General features: G+C 43.8%; 14 protein-coding genes and 2 pseudogenes. 11 read left to right on the plus strand and 5 right to left on the minus strand.

The window, feature by feature from the left end; genetic code table 11:
• Window positions 1–52 precede the first annotated feature (52 nt).
• The 6 genes from ACVX3G_RS03760 to ACVX3G_RS03785 all read left to right on the plus strand — a co-directional run bounded on the left by ACVX3G_RS03760 (window position 53) and on the right by ACVX3G_RS03785 (window position 6,581).
• Window positions 53–1,564, plus strand: coding sequence for a DUF262 domain-containing protein (locus ACVX3G_RS03760; RefSeq protein WP_014196912.1), 1,512 nt, complete (start codon window positions 53–55; stop codon window positions 1,562–1,564).
• Between the two features lie 82 nt (window positions 1,565–1,646).
• Window positions 1,647–2,837, plus strand: a complete 1,191-nt coding sequence (locus ACVX3G_RS03765) for an ISL3 family transposase (protein ID WP_011229816.1) — start codon at window positions 1,647–1,649, stop codon at window positions 2,835–2,837.
• A gap of 189 nt (window positions 2,838–3,026) precedes the next feature.
• Window positions 3,027–3,167 carry a hypothetical protein gene (locus ACVX3G_RS03770; RefSeq protein WP_414531163.1) on the plus strand — a complete coding sequence of 47 codons (141 nt, stop codon included), beginning with the start codon at window positions 3,027–3,029 and terminating at the stop codon, window positions 3,165–3,167.
• 211 nt (window positions 3,168–3,378) lie between these two features.
• The gene (locus tag ACVX3G_RS03775; protein WP_014196910.1) at window positions 3,379–4,812 is read left to right on the plus strand and encodes a caspase family protein; all 1,434 of its coding nucleotides are present in this window, start codon (window positions 3,379–3,381) and stop codon (window positions 4,810–4,812) included.
• Window positions 4,813–4,960: 148 nt separating this feature from the next.
• Window positions 4,961–5,833, plus strand: coding sequence for a HipA domain-containing protein (locus ACVX3G_RS03780; protein WP_014196909.1), 873 nt, complete (start codon window positions 4,961–4,963; stop codon window positions 5,831–5,833).
• Window position 5,834: 1 nt separating this feature from the next.
• Window positions 5,835–6,581, plus strand: coding sequence for an HIRAN domain-containing protein (locus ACVX3G_RS03785; RefSeq protein ID WP_011232761.1), 747 nt, complete (start codon window positions 5,835–5,837; stop codon window positions 6,579–6,581).
• A gap of 383 nt (window positions 6,582–6,964) precedes the next feature.
• Here the strand turns inward: ACVX3G_RS03785 and ACVX3G_RS03790 are convergent.
• Window positions 6,965–7,420, minus strand: a pseudogene (locus ACVX3G_RS03790) (alkaline phosphatase family protein); the annotation flags it as partial.
• Window positions 7,421–7,524: 104 nt separating this feature from the next.
• On the opposite strand from ACVX3G_RS03790, the gene ACVX3G_RS03795 reads away from it, so the two are divergent.
• Both ACVX3G_RS03795 and ACVX3G_RS03800 read left to right on the plus strand, forming a co-directional pair.
• On the plus strand, window positions 7,525–9,051 hold the full coding sequence (locus tag ACVX3G_RS03795; protein WP_014196906.1) for a YifB family Mg chelatase-like AAA ATPase: 1,527 nt from the start codon (window positions 7,525–7,527) through the stop codon (window positions 9,049–9,051).
• Window positions 9,052–9,056: 5 nt separating this feature from the next.
• Window positions 9,057–9,449 (plus strand): annotated as a pseudogene (locus ACVX3G_RS03800) (transposase); the annotation flags it as partial.
• Window positions 9,450–9,649: 200 nt separating this feature from the next.
• On the opposite strand, the gene ACVX3G_RS03805 reads toward ACVX3G_RS03800, so the two are convergent.
• The 3 genes from ACVX3G_RS03805 to ACVX3G_RS03815 form a co-directional block, all read right to left on the minus strand.
• Window positions 9,650–10,450, minus strand: a complete 801-nt coding sequence (locus tag ACVX3G_RS03805; RefSeq protein WP_014196904.1) for an ExeA family protein — start codon at window positions 10,448–10,450, stop codon at window positions 9,650–9,652.
• Window positions 10,443–11,696: an IS481 family transposase gene (locus ACVX3G_RS03810; RefSeq protein ID WP_014196903.1), complete on the minus strand. Its 1,254-nt coding sequence runs from the start codon at window positions 11,694–11,696 to the stop codon at window positions 10,443–10,445. The genes ACVX3G_RS03805 and ACVX3G_RS03810 overlap by 8 nt, the downstream gene beginning before the upstream one ends.
• Before the next feature lie 140 nt (window positions 11,697–11,836).
• Window positions 11,837–12,394 carry a DUF6431 domain-containing protein gene (locus ACVX3G_RS03815; protein WP_479454575.1) on the minus strand — a complete coding sequence of 186 codons (558 nt, stop codon included), beginning with the start codon at window positions 12,392–12,394 and terminating at the stop codon, window positions 11,837–11,839.
• 520 nt (window positions 12,395–12,914) lie between these two features.
• Between ACVX3G_RS03815 and ACVX3G_RS03820 the strand changes: the two genes are divergently transcribed.
• The 3 genes from ACVX3G_RS03820 to ACVX3G_RS03830 are packed head-to-tail and all read left to right on the plus strand — an operon-like array spanning window position 12,915 to window position 13,826.
• Entirely contained in the window at window positions 12,915–13,205 is a 291-nt protein-coding gene (locus tag ACVX3G_RS03820; protein ID WP_021321464.1) for a DUF3467 domain-containing protein, read from the plus strand.
• Window positions 13,205–13,600, plus strand: coding sequence for a hypothetical protein (locus ACVX3G_RS03825; protein WP_011232756.1), 396 nt, complete (start codon window positions 13,205–13,207; stop codon window positions 13,598–13,600). The genes ACVX3G_RS03820 and ACVX3G_RS03825 overlap by 1 nt, the downstream gene beginning before the upstream one ends.
• A complete protein-coding gene (locus ACVX3G_RS03830; protein ID WP_011232755.1) occupies window positions 13,569–13,826 on the plus strand; it encodes a DUF2283 domain-containing protein in 258 nt (85 codons plus the stop codon). The genes ACVX3G_RS03825 and ACVX3G_RS03830 overlap by 32 nt, the downstream gene beginning before the upstream one ends.
• Before the next feature lie 349 nt (window positions 13,827–14,175).
• Here ACVX3G_RS03830 and ACVX3G_RS03835 read toward each other — a convergent pair whose 3' ends face one another.
• On the minus strand, window positions 14,176–14,628 hold the full coding sequence (locus ACVX3G_RS03835; protein WP_011232754.1) for an N-acetyltransferase: 453 nt from the start codon (window positions 14,626–14,628) through the stop codon (window positions 14,176–14,178).
• Between the last annotated feature and the right edge of the window lie 19 nt (window positions 14,629–14,647).

Here is a 14,647-nt window from a genome sequence, read left to right on the forward strand (position 1 = left end):
TTATAGATGTATGTGTAAAAGTAAATCTGGCCACTGGGGGAGATGATGCTAAATGGAGGCAAGTGAAAAAAAGATCAACGAGATACTGACGGAAAACAAAATTTATGAAATTCCTCCTTATCAACGGCCGTATTCTTGGGAGAAAAGCCATGCGCGCGAGTTGATAGAAGATATTTGCCAAGCTTATCAGCGTAATGACCCTGAATACTTTATCGGATCGATTATTACGATTGAAAAAGAACGCAACCGCCGTTATGAAGTCGTAGACGGCCAGCAGCGGTTAACGACTTTAAATATTATTTTTGCGGTTATGAAGCAGTTGATCACGCATCCTTCTAGTGTAGAGGATATTCAAAAACGAATTATGCCGGTAAACCCTTATACGGATGAACCGGAGCAGCCTCGCCTGATAGTCAGAAAGCAAGATCAAGCATTTTTTCAGAAGTATATCCTCATGGGAGAAGATATAAGCTCTGCACAAGAAATGAGTGAAACTCAAGCGAAGTTTTATGACAATATGCTTGAAATCAAACAAGTAGTTTCAGAATTAAGCGAAGTCGAGTTGCGGCGGTTGGTCAATTATATTTTAGAACATGTATATGTTGTCTTTGTGGTCACCGATAACTTTACCTCCGCCTATCGGCTTTTTAATGTCTTAAATGCGAGAGGAATGTCTCTTTCCAACGGGGATTTATTAAAAAACCGGCTGTTTGAATATTGTGAAAGCAAGCCTCTTGAGAGAAGCCGAGTGGAAGAATGTTGGAATGAACTGGAGAATATCGTTGGCATTCGGCAGCTGGATAATTTCTTAAGCCATTTGCGGACTTCGATCAAAGGGAACAAGCAGCAGGAAATTCTTTATCAAGAGTTTGATGAGATCCTTGAAGAATATAAAGAAGCTCCCGCTCGTTTCGCTGAATTTCTCCTGCGCTCGGCTCATCATTATGAAAAAATTATGGAAAACGATTTCGATAATCATCTTAAGACGCAAAAACTCATCTCTTCCCTCCATCGGGTTGCTCATGATGAGTGGATACCTCCTGTGCTTGCGTTTCTAAATAAACCGGTGCCGGATATGGAATTCGCTGATTTTGTTGAATTAATGGAAAAAATCACGTACCAAAACTGGGTTCGCCGGCTTGGCAAAACAAAGCGAAATACGGTTTATTATCAAGTGATTAATTTGATCAATAAAGGATGTTCAGCGGATGAACTGATTGAAACGGTTAAAAAATATGCGGATAATAAAGAATTTGAACAATTGATACGTGCGGATATTTACCATTCTCCTGCTGTAAAAGCAATACTCCTTCGCTTGGAACAAGAAAGCCAAGATCAGAGCGTGGTAAAACAATTCCATGGACGAATTACGGTGGAGCACATCCTTCCGCAAAAGCTAAAAGATGAATATTGGATCCAACGTTTCACGCCTGATGTTCATCAAGAATTGGTTCATAAGCTTGGGAATTTGACTTTATTAAGCGGTACGAAAAATTCAGCTGCGCAATACTATTCGTTTGATCGTAAAAAGGAAATTTATGAGGTTCATCACCAAATTTTGTGATTTAGTGACAAAAAAGAGAAAGCACTGACGAGATCCTGGCAATAATGTTAGCGGTGAAATCAACATTAAGGAGGTCTCGTAAGTGCTTTCGATACCACTAGGATTGCCAGAATTTAAAGTGATTAAACAAGAACTTCTTTCCTATGGTTATGCGATTCATGTAGAGAAAACAGAGACACAGGAACGCTGCCCTCATTGTGGGTTTGCCACTTCCTCTGTCCACGACAGACGGACAAGAAAAGTACGGGATTTGGCGATTTTCCATCAACCGGTGTACTTGTTCGTAAAGGTAAAGCGCTATCGGTGCTGGAATTGTTCCCAAGTGTTTTCCGCCTCTTTGGAATCGATTCAACCCAATCAACACTACACCAATCGATTTTGTGAGTACTTGTATGAACTTTGTGAAGGCTCCACCATTCAAGAGGTTAGCCGAAAGCACCGCATCCCATATACGACATTGGAGCGCATCTATTACTTCATTGCATCGAAAAAAGCAAAAGAGCGTCAAACAGCGATAGAAGCATCTTCTCAAGAAGAGATGGTGCTTAGCTTAGATGAAATCGCGGTAAAAAAGGGACATCAGTATGAAACCGTATTGATGGATGCCAAAGCCGGATCGGTCATGGGAATGCATGCCGATCGCCAATGTGACTCCGCCCTCCACTTGTTGAGCCAAAATGTCCTGTCGAAAGAAAGGGTCCAAACGGTGATTCTTGACATGTGGGAACCTTATCATAAGGCGGTTCGCGCCCTGTTTCCATCTGCTTCGATTGTCATCGATAAGTACCATGTGATTCAAAAAGTGACACAAGCCTTGGATCAAGCAAGAAAGGAATTTCCTCCATTGAAAAAGGCTCGATATCTTCTCTTAAAAGGCTGTGAAAAGCTTCGTAAGGACCAACGGCTTCGATTGGACGATATCTTGGAGGAGTATCCGGTACTTTCCATTGCTTATTATCTGAAAGAGTTGTTTCGGGATTTTTACCGAACCGATGGATATAACGAAGCAAAGGAACGCTTGGAAGAATGGATTCAGTTAGCCAAACAGAGCCCTTTTGCTTCTTTTCAGGAAGCAGCCAACACGCTTGAAAGGTGGAAGGAGCCGATTCTTTCCTACTTTTTGTGCCCATATACCAATGCCCGAATCGAGGGGACGAATCACAAGATCAAAAACATCAAACGCCGGGCATATGGCTATCGAAATCGAGAACGGTTTCGTTTGCGTGTATTTCTGGAGTGTACAGGGAACACTACAGGTAGTCAGGCTGCTTAAGCGCTCTCTTCTTCCGCTATCGGTATGATAGTTGGTAGAATGGAACCCGTCAAGGAAAGCACTTGACTGTTTCCATTCTACCAACTTCGTGGTCTGTATGCGGAAGAAGGATCCTGACTGATGAACCGATTTCATCCAGCTAACATATTTCTGGGGTTGAGTGGAAATCACAGAAAATGGTGAAGACCCATTTATGAAAAGCGAAACAAAAAAGTGTCGTTTGATCTTACGAAAGAAATATTAGAGGAAAAGGAATGGACAAAGAATCAGATTCTCTCAAGACAAGAAAAACTGGTGAAAAAGGCGATGGAAATTTGGGGAATTCAATAGGGATTATGCCTGTTGTTTCTTGAATGTAGCTACTGTTGTCTATGAAGTTCCGACTGTTAATTGGTTGTCGTAAATACAAATTTTTATAATCGATTCTGAATATAAAGTGATGGTGTTGGGTTACAGTTCCAATTTGTAGATTGTTCGTAATCATATCTCTATTGCCATACAAAAATCAAATTCAGATGTTGATACGATAGGGTGATCAACAATGGTTTATAAAGCTTTGCTTATAGCAGTAGACCAATATTTAAATACTTCCCCTCTTCCTAATACAGTTAATGATGTTAGTGAAATAAAAAGATTGTTGTTAGAACCTCCGTCGTTTTTTAAAAAAGAAAATGTAGAGGTGTTTCAAGGGAACATTGCAAAGCGGGATATATTACACTCCGCTTTAACGTCCTTTTTTGAAGATGCTTCTCCAAATGATATATTATTTCTTTTTTGGGCAGGTCATGGCTTTTTGCATAATAATGAAGGTTATTTTGTTCCTTTCGATGGCGATGCTTATAATCCAGAAGATTCCATGATTAAAATGACAGATGTAAGAGATTTGATTGATCATACTATTGCTAGTACTGTACTGGCGTTTTTTGATACTTGTCATAGTGGTGCCATTGCAAGAAATATACAACATGAAATGGTAAGAGGCCTAGAGGTAAAAGGGTCGGGGAAAGTATTGATCGCTGCATGTACGTCAAATCAATGGGCGTGGGACAGAAATGGCCACGGTGCTTTTACGGATTATCTCATTAGAGGGTTGGAAGGCGAAGCTGCTGATGCAAACGGTGAGATTGATGTATATAATTTGTACTCCTATGTAAGCAAAAAAGTTGCTGAAGAGTTTAAGGATCAAACACCTGTAATGAAAAGCACCCTCACAGGGAAACCGTTATTATTAAAAAGAGTAGTGAAAAGAGAAGGTCAAAGTTTCGGAACGAGTCCAGCTATTGAAACGAAAATCGTAAATTCTTCAGGAGCGTATTTTTGGTTAGGTGATTTAACTTGCGAATATGACGAATACCGTGAACCAAAAGCAGGCACATATGAATTGGTATTGAAGAATCCTGATAGCAAAACGGAAAGAACGTTAAAATTGATGCAACAAAATAGCGGTCAATATGCTCTTTCAGTCCGAAATTTTGCTGATATGGTTACGATTGAAAATATTCGTGTTGAATCCCAAAAGGAGGATACAACAGTTACTATAACCCTAGTAAGTTTGGGGGACTATAGTTCATTTACCTTTCCTGAAATGTCTATCAATTTGATGGGAAAAAGATTATCAGCGGATGATATTGCTATGTTGCGAGTAAGGAGAATATTATTTGGTGAAGAATTACCTCGGTATGATCATTCTTCCGTATTGTTAGAAAGTATGATTATAAACCCCTCTAATGCAAAGATACAAGTGATTTCAAACCTTTTGCGTATCTTGAAAGAAAAAGGTTACACTATGGAACAGATCCGAGGAAAAGTGGTAGAACAACTCATTTTAACTGGGACACTACAGGAAATTGAGGATTTAACATTTGTTGTTGAGAATGGGGTAATCAAAAAAGTGTGCCTCCAAGGTTATCGTCCAAAATATTACGCAAATGTGGAACCAACAAAAATAGAAATCAATGAATCAGTAAATATTTAAAAAATAGTTTCCAATCATATTGTCCTTTTTTGGTTTTTGATGACCGAAATTTTAAATCGTTACGCCGTAATTTTATGATGAATGATAAATTTGCATCATTTAGTGTTAAAATACATAGTAAGATTGTACGAAAAAGGAACGATTAGCATTGTTGAGAGATGTCAGTAAGTGGGAACGAGTCGGGTATGGTAGAAAAAGTACACTGGAGAAAGAGGAATTGATATCTCCAGAGAAAATACATTATCTTATAAAATACCCGCGGCAGTTTAAAGAAGGAGTTTCTTGGGAGGATATTACAGAACTAATTGCCGCTGAAATTGGAGCTATATTTGGTTTAGAAATGATGAGTGTTGAGATTGTAACCAGAAACGGTAGAAGAGGATGTCTTCTACGAAATTTTGTAAAGGAATATGATGCAAAAATGACTGAAGAAGGTGGAGTTTTATTATCAGCGCTAGTCGACGATTATAAGGAGCTCCAAGAATCCTCGTTGAAGGACATGGAACTCATTGATGCTGGATTCAAAATAATGAAGAAATTTGTGTATTGGGAGACCATAAAATCAGAGTTTATAGATATGCAATTGTTTGATATTCTTATTGGCAATCAAGATAGGCACCCATTTAATTGGCAATTGCTATTTCTTGAAACAGGAGCAAAATTCTCTCCCATTTATGATAACGGTGCTTCTTTAGGGTTTCGATTTGAAGATGAAAAGCTGATACAAATGGTCTCGAATCCCCAAGAAATGAACAAATATACGGAAAAAACAAGGGTTAAGGCGGGTATATTTGAAAAGAAAAAGGTCAAAGCTAAAGACTTGTTAACATATATTAGTAAAAACTTTACAGATGAGTTTAATCAAAGTATCCAAAAGTTAGTTGAATTTGATTTAATAAGGTATTCTGATTTTATTCAATCATTAGATATTTTAAGCGAGGCACAAAAAGACTGGTTATTGAATATAGTGCCTTTTCGAAGAAAGAAAATATTGGAGTGGATTGGAAGGGATGATCAATAACATGAAAAAAGTTCATACACTTTTAGTGGTTTGGCAAAATCCTAAAACCCGTTCTTTTTATCATATAGGAACTCTTTCTCATTATGATGGCTATTATGAGTTCACTTACACCTATAATGCCTCTGGTCACGGAAAACTGAAAGATGCATTGAATAACGGGTATATGTTGCATCCGGCTTTCCCAGACCCAACTAAAATATATCGATCAAAGGAGCTGTTTCCGGCGTTTGAACGCCGATTGCCGTCACCAGATCGTGCGGATTTTAAAGCCATTTTGTCCGATTTAGGTCTGGATGAGAATTCCACTAAGATGGACTTGCTTCAACAAACACGTGGGCGGTTAGCCAGCGACACTTATTCTTTTGAGCAACCGCTGCGTCTTGAAGACGATGGAAAGCTGTGTGTCAGCTTTTTTGTTCATGGCATGCGCTATCAAAATCTTCCTCAAAATTGGGCAACATGGCTAGCCATTAACGAAACGTTGAAATTAGTACAAGAACCAACAAACACTTATGATCCCCATGCTGTTGCTATCTATACTCACGGAGGGAAGAAGCTTGGATATGTTCCAGCCTTTTATAGTAAGGCCGTCTTTTCCTTGTTAGAAAATGGAGCGAACCCTTCTGTTCGTGTTGTGTATATGAATGAAAAATCAACTCCTCATTGGTGGCTGAAAGTAGCCTTTGAGTGCGAGATTCCTTCTTTCCAAGGTGCAACATTGGATGAATTAGCCCCTGTTATGGGATAATACCTGCCGTGCTTCGAAGTTTGTCAAAGATTTAACATTAGCAGGGATGGCTTGATCCATTGCCATGGCTATTTATAACCCTCGGCAACGGCTTAGGCTATTCCGCCAACGAAGTCGTTGAAACAGATGAAAAAGGGACCAGTCGCAAAGCCGTCATGGAATCCAACGACTGACTGAGCGCTCCGACGTGCTTTGTCGCCTCATCGGAGAAGATGGATAAGGAAACTGGACTGAGAAGCGGAATATTCGCTTGAAGAAATTATTGCAAGCGCATAGAAATGGCATAGTGGAAAGGTGAAGGAAATACAAAGGCCTCCTGCTGAATGAGTGTTGTCAGCGGGAGGCTGAATTGCCCGTCTTCATCAATCAATCATTGTTAAAATCTAATCTTTTAGATCAATAATGCGCAAATGTTTTGGGGACGAATCGGTGCCAGTTATAATCATCGGCACTAGCGAATCTTGTTTATGAAGCCCCCCGTGGCTTGCTCCTCCAACATGAGTTGGAGAGCCTTCACCGATAAATTCAAATCCCGGTTTAGCACTTGCAACAAGATAATTTCCTCCATGAGAAGTCAGCGAGCTGTACAATCGGGCCAGTGCATCCGGATATTCATCATAAAAAATCTTATTGTTCTTTACCGTAAGATTCAAAACGCCTGCATCTCCTGCTAGATCCCACGATTGTTCATACTCATCCACCAATGGCCCATTCGGTTTAAAAATGAGTCTTCCCGGCCGAACTCCAGATATGACGTGCACGGATTCTTTTTCCATCCAGGCAATGACATCCACTCTGTCGTCTTTTTGCAGCGTTTTCGCGATATCCGGAAGTGGCGCTCACCACCCGAAATTTGTCGAAATATTGGTAATTGAAAGATAAAGGGGAGGGTATTACAATGATGGGTGAGAACTAATGTTCTGTGATTGGGAGGGATGGATGAGTGACGGTGAAGATTTTAAGCATTGGGTTGAGGGGGTTAGAAGGGTATCGGGTGCAGGTGGAGGTGCAGGAGGTGCCTGGGATTGCGGCGATGGTGATTGTTGGGTTGCCGGATGCGTCGGTGAAAGAGGCAAAGGAACGTGTTCTTGCTTCGCTTTATGCTTTCGGATGCGACTTTTTTGATAAAAGGCTTGTTGTTCATTTGTCTCCGCCGGAGCGGAAAAAGCATAGCCCGATGTTTGATTTGGCGATGGCGATTGGGATTTTGAAGGCAATGGGCAAGCTGACAGCGCCGGTTTCCCCGGATGCAGCGTTTTTAGGTTCGTTATCGTTGGATGGAGCGATTCAGCCGGTGGATGGCATGCTTCCAGCGATATTGGCAGCAAAGAAGCTCGGTTTTCAAAAAGTATACCTTCCGTATGATCCCGCACTTCCGCTTCATCATTTGAAAGATCTCGATTGTATCTTTGTTCAGACATTGGAAGAAGCGGTGCAATATCTGCAAGGACAACGTGTTCTTTCGTTACCCCCAGCTTTTCGCACTCCTGAAATCATAGACTCCCCGCGAAAGCATCATCGGGATTTTCAATCGATTATTGGCCATCATCAAGCAAAGCGAGCATTGGAGATCGCAGCGGCAGGCGGACATCACGTGTTAATGGTTGGACCGCCTGGGTGCGGGAAAAGTTTGTTGGCGGAAACGTTTCCGACGATTTTGCCGAGCCTTACTCATGATGCACAGTTAGAGGTGATCAGTTTGTACCAGCTGGCAGGGGAAAAAATCGAGAGTGGCCATCCGCCTTTTCGTCATCCGCATCATTCCGCTTCATCGGTTTCTTTAATTGGCGGGGGAACGCACCCAAAGCCTGGCGAGGTGTCGCTGGCACATCGCGGTGTTTTGTTTCTCGATGAAATGGCGGAATTTGCGAAAAAGACGCTGGATATGCTTCGCCAGCCGTTAGAGACGGGGAAAGTGACGATTAGCCGTATTTCGTCGACGGTGACATATCCCGCGGACTTTATTTTGCTTGGAGCGATGAATCCGTGTCCGTGTGGATATTTAGGCTCAAGAACGCACTATTGCACATGTAGTCCGAAACAAATTCAAGCGTATCGAAATCGTGTTTCCGGGCCGATTTATGACCGGATGGATGTTTTATTGTCATTGGAAGTCATTGATTTCACCAAAGAAACGAGGGTTTCGGAATCTTCGGAAACCATAAGGAAAAGAGTAGAAGAAGCAAGAAGAAAGCAATATGAACGTTACGGAAAAGAAATAACGAATGGGCGTGTTCCTTTTGAGTTATTAATGGAAAAAAGCCCGCTTGCCAAAAGGCAGCAACTTCTGTTGCAGCAATGGGCATCCCAACATCAATGGAGCAATCGTGTACAAACGAAAATCATTCGGTTGGCAAGGACCATTTCCGATTTAAAGGGAACCGAAAAGATAGCGGATGAATCGCTTTGGGAAGCGATGACGCTGAGATGGATGAAAACATATACGAAGCAACAGGCAACAGCGAGGTAAAAAGAATGGGACGGCAAAAGCGGATCTGGGTGCCCCATCGGTTTTATCATATCGTTTGCCGCGGCAATCGGCGTGATCCCCTATTCAAGGAAACAAATGATTTTCTCGCTTTTCTTCATATCCTCCACCAGCTTCACGAAAAAATCCCATTTGAAGTAGCCGCATATTGCCTTATGACGAATCACTTTCACCTGCAGCTGCGCTCAAAACAGGAGCCGATTTCGAAAGTCATGGCGCTCATGAACAAACGGTATGCGAATTATTATAATACTCGCTATCGTTTGACGGGACATGTATTTGAAAAACGTTATTATGGTAAATGGATTGACAATGACAGTGGAATGTTGGAAGTGAGTCGATATATTCATCTCAATCCTGTAGAAGCTCATATTGTAAATTAGCACATTATTTCAGAATCCCTTTTTCAAATTATTTCAGATGGATTCTGAAATAATGTGCAAAATTTTTGCGGATTGTTCCGGATTTTGCACATTCTTTCGGAACGTTTGCACGCTCTTTCAGATGAAGATTTCCAGCGCGCCTGATGGACCGATGGAAAAGAGAAAGCACAAAAGAGGCCGATTCGGCCCCTTTCGTGCTAATACCCCATTTCCTCTGCGGCCATGCGCACCACTTCTTCGTCAATGGCGTCCTTTTTCAGCTGATACCCGTATAACAGGCACGTCGTGGCCAACGTGTTGATGACACGAGGCCAACCACGTGATTGCAGGGCAATCGCCTCTAACGCCGATGGGGTGAAGATCGGATGCTTCGCCCCGGCCTGTTTCATCCGATGCTCGATGTAGCCCGCCACCTCCTCCTTCTCGAGCGGCCCCATCCGGCATCGCATGATGATCCGTTGGTCAAGCGGGCGGTGCTGATTGAGCCGCAGCTTCCCCTGTAAATGGGGCAGCCCGGCCAAAATCAAGACAAATGGGTTGGTCGAATCCATCTCAAAGTTGAACAAGATGGCGATGTCCTGTAAAAATGCATCCTTTGCTAAATGCATCTCGTCCAAAATGAACACCGGCGTGATCCGTCGTTCATGATGCAATCGCTCGATCGCCTGCTGGATTTGGCGGAAGAGGTCTACCTTGCGGTACTTCGGTTCCTCTCCTAATCCCAAGGCCAGTCCACGGTAAAAATCCATCACGCCTCCGGTCGATAACGGGAAGTAGACCACATGATACAACGAAGGGGACAACGATTCCTTCCACGCCCGAAGGGCGAACGTCTTGCCCGCCCCCGGCTCCCCAATCAACAGCCCGATTCCCCGCGTTCGTTTCACGTACTCCAGCGCCCGCAGCGCTTCTTGAAACGCCGCCCCTTGATACGCCTCGGACGGATCTGTTTCTTTCGCAAACGGCTCCCGCGAGAGGGAATAAAACGTTTTATACATCCTGTTCGCCCTCCTTCGCCGAAACCGCCGCAAACGGCGACCGGTGACGCTTCACATAGGCATTGTCCTCCAAACGCACCCGAATGGCTTCCGCCACCCGTTTGCCATCTTCGTACACATAGACGCCTCGTTCGTCATAGCGGAGCTCAATCGATTGCCCAATGAACCGAGGCGGCACTTCGTATAGCTGTTTATTCAAGGTGATCGTGCCATCGGCTTTCACCTTGCGGTGCTCCCGTTTCAGAAAAATCGCATCCAGCCAATCGATGTCTTCGATCCACACCACTCGTTCCACTTGGGACTGAAACACCTCATGCGGTGTTTTCCCTTCCAGCGAGGCGTGAGGCTTTCGATGATACTCTTCTTCAAGCCACTTCCAAAAACGCTCGTTCAACTCATCAAGCGATTTCGGTGGATTCAGCTCCAACAGTGGATAAAACCGTGTCTGTACGGTGCGGAAGAACCGTTCGATTTTTCCCTTGCTTTGCGGGTCATACGGCTGAGTGTGGATGAGTGTAATCCCCATCTCGGCGCACGCATACTGCAGCACCTCGGACCGATAAATTTTCCCGTTGTCCGAGTAAATGCGTTTTGGCTTCCCACAACGAAGCACCGCTTCCTTTGTGACGATCCGCAGCCCGTCAAATTTCTCCGAAGGGAAAAACTGCGCGTACGGCACAAACCGCGAGCAGTCATCGATATAGGCGATCAAAAACGTTTTCTGGGCTTTCCCATTGACTCGAATCGTTGGTCCATGGGATAAGTCCCCTTGCCAAAGCTCATTGATCTGGTCATACGCAAAGCGCTTTCGCTCCGGCATGGGCAAGATTTCTTTCCCGACAAGGTTGTGTTTTTTCAACAATCGGTATATAGTAAAGTAAGAGGTATGATTTTCTGGGATTTCCCCCTGCTCGATCAGGTGTTCGTAGAACACCGTCACGGGCATGGTGGGATGTTCTTTTCTTAGGGCTAAAATATGATCCTCATCATCGGGCGACAGACGCCTTGAGTGGCCGCGGTCCGAACGGCGCTTCGGCTTTAAGGCGTCAAAGCCCCCTTTTTTGTATCGGGTGCACCAATCGAGGATCGTCTTGGCTGCGATTCGTTTGTCGCCCTGGTGGGGAACATGGTGCACTCGCTCGCTCACCTCTTTCAGATACGTCTTCGGTTCCACCTGCCCATTCACCAACGGAGCGATTAGCCCGTACCGAAACAGGGCAATGTCGTGTCTCATCGACTCATCCATTCGAATCTCCTCCTTGTCTCACTTGGAATCAGGACCGTTCCGGTCCGTCTGCCCTTATCGTACCGGATCGCTTTTTCTCCGTCGATAGGAAAGGTTTGTGGGAACCTCAACTATTTCCAATTTAGGGCATGTATGTAAAATCAGGATCCCATTTGATTCGCAAAAGGGTGTCGGAATCCGTCCTCCCACATGTCTCTGATGACCGAATAGAGACCGTGTTTCTCCAACGTCCGGATCCACCAGGAAGCCCGTTCCTTTTCTTTTTTCACGATAGGGCCTATGATCCTCCACCGCCTCGCAAAAAAGCTATGAAGGCTTGATAGGTTTCGATAGAACCGTCGGACATAAAAGATGATGCCGTCCTTTGTCAGGAGGAACGGAGCCCGGTTCGTCCCCTCGATCAATCCCAACTGCTCTTTCACGACTTGCCATATGGCGGACAACGTATACTGAAAATACGGGAGGAGAAAGGAAGGCAGCACACTCACCGTCTTCAAGCATTCCCGACAGCGATACCGGACAATCCAAATGCGATAATCACCATGTGGGGTCAATGCGTTTCGCTCATAGTAACCGTGGCGGTGCAACGGGCGCTTGGCCCGGCAATGCGGACACTTTTTCAGAAGAGGGAAGTCGTTTTCTTTTCCACGCTCTGCATACGTTTGGACGTCAATGCCAAAGTCATGAAATTGAATCACGTCCTCCTCCCCCTCCTATGAACCGATGGATTTTCTCTTCCGAAATAATTCACAAAAAATTTAGCACATTCTTTCAGAAAAGGGGAGAGGGCTTTCTGAAGGAATGTGCAAAAAAATGGCTCTTTTGTTCCGAAATAAAGTGATAATTTACACTCATATGGTGCATGCGCCGGAACATTACCGATGGAGAGTTTATTTGTATATGCATCCAAAATCGCTGCCCCCGAAATTTATGAATATGGATGCATGATTAGATTACTTTTCAGGCACAAAAACAGAGCGGAAGAAAAAATATGCTGAATTTGTGAGGGGGTGAGGGTGCCTGTCACTTGTCAGCCATCGAAAGCGCGTGGAAATGGCATCAGCGGAAAGGACGATGATTAGGCCGCCCCTTGGTGGGGCGGTTTATTTATAGGCATTTTCTATATACAGCGGTTTCCCTAATGAAATGAGTGCAAGAAAATTCTTTAAGGTATAAAATATAATTACAATACCGTTTTAAAAGGGAGAGGAAAGGTATATGGAAGGGAATATGGAAAAGAGGCCCTTCAATGTTTATTGTAATTCCATTAGTTTAAGTATGAGTCTTCATGATATCATCCTTAATCTTCAACAGCAATCGCCCGATGAGAATATATACCTCGGAAAGGTTACTATGAGCCCACAACACGCCAAACAATTTGCCTATTTGTTATTGAATTACATTAAGCAGTATGAAGAGATATTCGGCGAAATCCCTTCCCCGCCAAGCGAGGAAAAGATTCAGGAACTTTCGCAATTAGGTATTATTGGTGTGAAGAGTGAGCAATAATGGAAGGTAACAAGATCAATACAGACTACATATTTATAACTGAGGACCCTCTAGGCAGAGAGGTGCGGCTTAAAAGCACAACGTGGAATTATCATATTGTTGGTGGGGATCATACAAGGGAAGAGTTTATAGGCCAAGAAGATATGGTCAAGAGCGTCATTCAAGATCCTTGTGTTATATTACCAAATAATCCGGACGATCAGCATGATACAAGACAAAAATATATAGATCTTGTGCAATTGCCTAAGTTTAAGTCGCTAAAGGCATTGGTCGTTATTGTCGACCATAAAGACGAAGCGTATGGTGACGTTGTTACCGTCATCGCCAAAAGCAGGTTAAACCAAGAGACAGGAGGTGCGATTTATGTTCGTCCAAAATTTACAGGAAAACGTTAAATACTCCTATGACTATGATCACGATGTTCTTTATATTTATTTGGGCGAACCAAAAGTGTCGTACGATGACGAAGCAGCTCCTGGTGTGTTTATCCGGTTTTCTGAAGAGGATGAGGTCATTACTGGCATTGTGATTATGGACTACAAGAAGCGGGATATTGAGAGTATAAAGAAGTTTATACCGGTGAATATTAATTTTCATATGATTAACGAACAAATCCATTAGTTTTGGCCGATTTTGCCTCTGGCATGGACTCAACTATATCATCCTTCGCTACTTTAATGCGGATGGGGCGCACGAGTCGGGGGCAAAGCGGTTTTATTTTCTAGAGGGCTGGTGAAAAACGACCGATTTCGCCGAACCCGTTGCTTTCGGCTGAAAGAGAAGCGTTGATTTTACAGGACTTCTCAATTTGAGAAGAGATTCCGTTTTCCGCGATTTTTCACGAAATCACCAGCCTTCCAGTTTCGAACATACTCGTTTTTAGTTAAGGGTATAGAGAGCGAAACAGCGGAGGAAAAAAGGTTTTTCCAAGGGCTCTCCCTCCTTTCCCGCCATGCGGGTGGGAGGAGGATCAAATGTATTTCATCATGGCCGTTTCATCGCAACAGTCCAGTTTCGGGCAGTTGACACAGTCAATCCACACTTTTTCCGGCAGCGTTGATTTGTCTACGATCTCAAACCCGCATTTTCGAAAAAACTCGACTTGGTAAGTAAAGGATATTAACCGCTTCACCCCGAGTCTGGCCGCCTCGTCGGCAATATGGTGGACGAGCAGGCGGCCGATTCCTTTCCCCATATGGTCAGGAGATACGACGAGCGAACGCACTTCCCCGAGATCGTGCCCCAGGATATGCAACCCAGCGGTGCCGACGATTTGGCCGTTCTCCCTGGCGACATACATGCATTGCAAGTGCTGATAGATGGATAGCAGCGAGCGGGGCAACACGAGTCCTTTTTTTGCATAGTGTTGGATGAGCGCGTGCATGTCTTTGACATCGCTCGTGACGGCATGGTCGATTTGCATTGGGATCCCTCGCGATCAA

This window comes from Geobacillus sp. PLS 41, from assembly GCF_056494105.1.

Coding starts and splice junctions, on each gene's coding strand:
- ACVX3G_RS03820 (WP_021321464.1), top strand. CDS start 12,915: ATGGAAGGGAATATGGAAAAGAGGCCCTTCAATGTTTATTGTAATTCC.
- ACVX3G_RS03805 (WP_014196904.1), bottom strand. CDS start 10,450: ATGTATAAAACGTTTTATTCCCTCTCGCGGGAGCCGTTTGCGAAAGAA.
- ACVX3G_RS03835 (WP_011232754.1), bottom strand. CDS start 14,628: ATGCAAATCGACCATGCCGTCACGAGCGATGTCAAAGACATGCACGCG.
- ACVX3G_RS03785 (WP_011232761.1), top strand. CDS start 5,835: ATGAAAAAAGTTCATACACTTTTAGTGGTTTGGCAAAATCCTAAAACC.
- ACVX3G_RS03775 (WP_014196910.1), top strand. CDS start 3,379: ATGGTTTATAAAGCTTTGCTTATAGCAGTAGACCAATATTTAAATACT.
- ACVX3G_RS03830 (WP_011232755.1), top strand. CDS start 13,569: ATGTTCGTCCAAAATTTACAGGAAAACGTTAAATACTCCTATGACTAT.
- ACVX3G_RS03760 (WP_014196912.1), top strand. CDS start 53: ATGGAGGCAAGTGAAAAAAAGATCAACGAGATACTGACGGAAAACAAA.
- ACVX3G_RS03825 (WP_011232756.1), top strand. CDS start 13,205: ATGGAAGGTAACAAGATCAATACAGACTACATATTTATAACTGAGGAC.
- ACVX3G_RS03810 (WP_014196903.1), bottom strand. CDS start 11,696: ATGGATGAGTCGATGAGACACGACATTGCCCTGTTTCGGTACGGGCTA.